Source organism: Xenorhabdus stockiae, assembly GCF_002632825.1.
GTDB lineage: Bacteria > Pseudomonadota > Gammaproteobacteria > Enterobacterales > Enterobacteriaceae > Xenorhabdus > Xenorhabdus stockiae.
Genome location: NZ_NJAJ01000024.1, coordinates 72,133 through 75,086, shown reverse-complemented (window position 1 = coordinate 75,086; position 2,954 = coordinate 72,133). Strand labels below are relative to the sequence as shown.

1 rRNA gene is annotated in these 2,954 nt (G+C 53.9%); it reads right to left on the bottom strand.

The features are described 5' to 3' along the window. Nucleotides 1–20 precede the first annotated feature (20 nt). A 23S ribosomal RNA gene (locus Xsto_RS23090) occupies nucleotides 21–2,929 on the bottom strand. Nucleotides 2,930–2,954 lie beyond the last annotated feature (25 nt).

Below are 2,954 nucleotides of genomic sequence, written 5' to 3'. Positions count from 1 at the left end.
CAAAACACCTTCGGTGTTGTCAGGTTAAGCCGCACGGTTCATTAGTACTGGTTAGCTCAACGTCTCGCAACGCTTACACACCCAGCCTATCTACGTCCTCGTCTCGAACGTTCCTTTAGGATTCTCAAGGAATCAGGGAAGACTCATCTCAAGGCAAGTTTCCCGCTTAGATGCTTTCAGCGGTTATCTCTTCCGCACTTAGCTACCGGGCAGTGCCATTGGCATGACAACCCGAACACCAGTGGTGCGTCCACTCCGGTCCTCTCGTACTAGGAGCAGCCCCTTTCAATCTTCCAACGCCCACGGCAGATAGGGACCGAACTGTCTCACGACGTTCTAAACCCAGCTCGCGTACCACTTTAAACGGCGAACAGCCGTACCCTTGGGACCTACTTCAGCCCCAGGATGTGATGAGCCGACATCGAGGTGCCAAACACCGCCGTCGATATGAACTCTTGGGCGGTATCAGCCTGTTATCCCCGGAGTACCTTTTATCCGTTGAGCGATGGCCCTTCCATTCAGAACCACCGGATCACTAAGACCTACTTTCGTACCTGCTCGCGCCGTCACGCTCGCAGTCAAGCTAGCTTATGCCTTTGCACTAACCTCACGATGTCCGACCGTGATTAGCTAACCTTCGTGCTCCTCCGTTACGCTTTGGGAGGAGACCGCCCCAGTCAAACTACCCACCAGACACTGTCCGCAACCCGGATAACGGGCCTACGTTAGAACACCAGCCATTAAAGGGTGGTATTTCAAGGATGGCTCCATGCAGACTGGCGTCCACACTTCTTAGCCTCCCACCTATCCTACACATCAAGGACCAGTGTTCAGTGTCAAGCTATAGTAAAGGTTCACGGGGTCTTTCCGTCTTGCCGCGGGTACACTGCATCTTCACAGCGAGTTCAATTTCACTGAGTCTCGGGTGGAGACAGCCTGGCCATCATTACGCCATTCGTGCAGGTCGGAACTTACCCGACAAGGAATTTCGCTACCTTAGGACCGTTATAGTTACGGCCGCCGTTTACTGGGGCTTCGATCAAGAGCTTCTCCTTACGGATAACCCCATCAATTAACCTTCCAGCACCGGGCAGGCGTCACACCGTATACGTCCACTTTCGTGTTTGCACAGTGCTGTGTTTTTATTAAACAGTTGCAGCCAGCTGGTATCTGCGACTGGCTTCAGCTCCGGGAGCAAGTCCCTTCACCTACTGCCAGCGTGCCTTCTCCCGAAGTTACGGCACCATTTTGCCTAGTTCCTTCACCCGAGTTCTCTCAAGCGCCTGAGTATTCTCTACCTGACCACCTGTGTCGGTTTGGGGTACGATTCAATGTTACCTGGAGCTTAGAGGCTTTTCCTGGAAGCCGGGCATCTGTCACTTCAGCACCGTAGTGCCTCGTCATCACGCCTCAGTGTTATACAGCGGTCCGGATTTACCAAGACTGCCCACCTACACGCTTAAACCGGGACGACCGTCGCCCGGATGACATAGCCTTCTCCGTCCCCCCTTCGCAGTAACACCAAGTACAGGAATATTAACCTGTTTCCCATCGACTACGCTTTTCAGCCTCGCCTTAGGGGTCGACTCACCCTGCCCCGATTAACGTTGGACAGGAACCCTTGGTCTTCCGGCGTGCGGGTTTTTCACCCGCATTATCGTTACTTATGTCAGCATTCGCACTTCTGATACCTCCAGCAGCCCTCACAGGCCACCTTCAACGGCTTACAGAACGCTCCCCTACCCAACAACACTTACGTGTCGCTGCCGCAGCTTCGGTGCATGGTTTAGCCCCGTTACATCTTCCGCGCAGGCCGACTCGACCAGTGAGCTATTACGCTTTCTTTAAATGATGGCTGCTTCTAAGCCAACATCCTGGCTGTCTGAGCCTTCCCACTTCGTTTCCCACTTAACCATGACTTGGGGACCTTAGCTGGCGGTCTGGGTTGTTTCCCTCTTCACGACGGACGTTAGCACCCGCCGTGTGTCTCCCGTGATAACATTCTTCGGTATTCGCAGTTTGCATCGGGTTGGTAAGTCGGGATGACCCCCTAGCCGAAACAGTGCTCTACCCCCGAAGATGAATTCACGAGGCGCTACCTAAATAGCTTTCGGGGAGAACCAGCTATCTCCCGGTTTGATTGGCCTTTCACCCCCAGCCACAAGTCATCCGCTAATTTTTCAACATTAGTCGGTTCGGTCCTCCAGTTAGTGTTACCCAACCTTCAACCTGCCCATGGCTAGATCACCGGGTTTCGGGTCTATACCCTGCAACTTAACGCCCAGTTAAGACTCGGTTTCCCTGCGGCTCCCCTATACGGTTAACCTTGCTACAGAATATAAGTCGCTGACCCATTATACAAAAGGTACGCAGTCACACCCCAAAGGGTGCTCCCACTGCTTGTACGTACACGGTTTCAGGTTCTCTTTCACTCCCCTCGCCGGGGTTCTTTTCGCCTTTCCCTCACGGTACTGGTTCACTATCGGTCAGTCAGGAGTATTTAGCCTTGGAGGATGGTCCCCCCATATTCAGACAGGATACCACGTGTCCCGCCCTACTCATCGAACTCCCACTGCCAGCGTTTTCAGATACGGGGCTATCACCCTTTACTGCCGGCCTTTCCAGACCGTTCTCCTGACGCTGACACTGATGTTGGTTCTGGGCTCCTCCCCGTTCGCTCGCCGCTACTGGGGGAATCTCGGTTGATTTCTTTTCCTCGGGGTACTGAGATGTTTCAGTTCCCCCGGTTCGCCTCCTGACCCTATGAATTCAGGTCAGGATAGTGCAACGGATTGCACTGGGTTTCCCCATTCGGGTATCGCCGGGTCTTGCGGGTCATATCCCCTTCCCGGCGCTTATCGCAGATTAGCACGCCCTTCATCGCCTCTGACTGCCTAGGCATCCACCGTGTACGCTTAGTCGCTTAACCTCACAACCCGAAGGTGTCTTCGGAT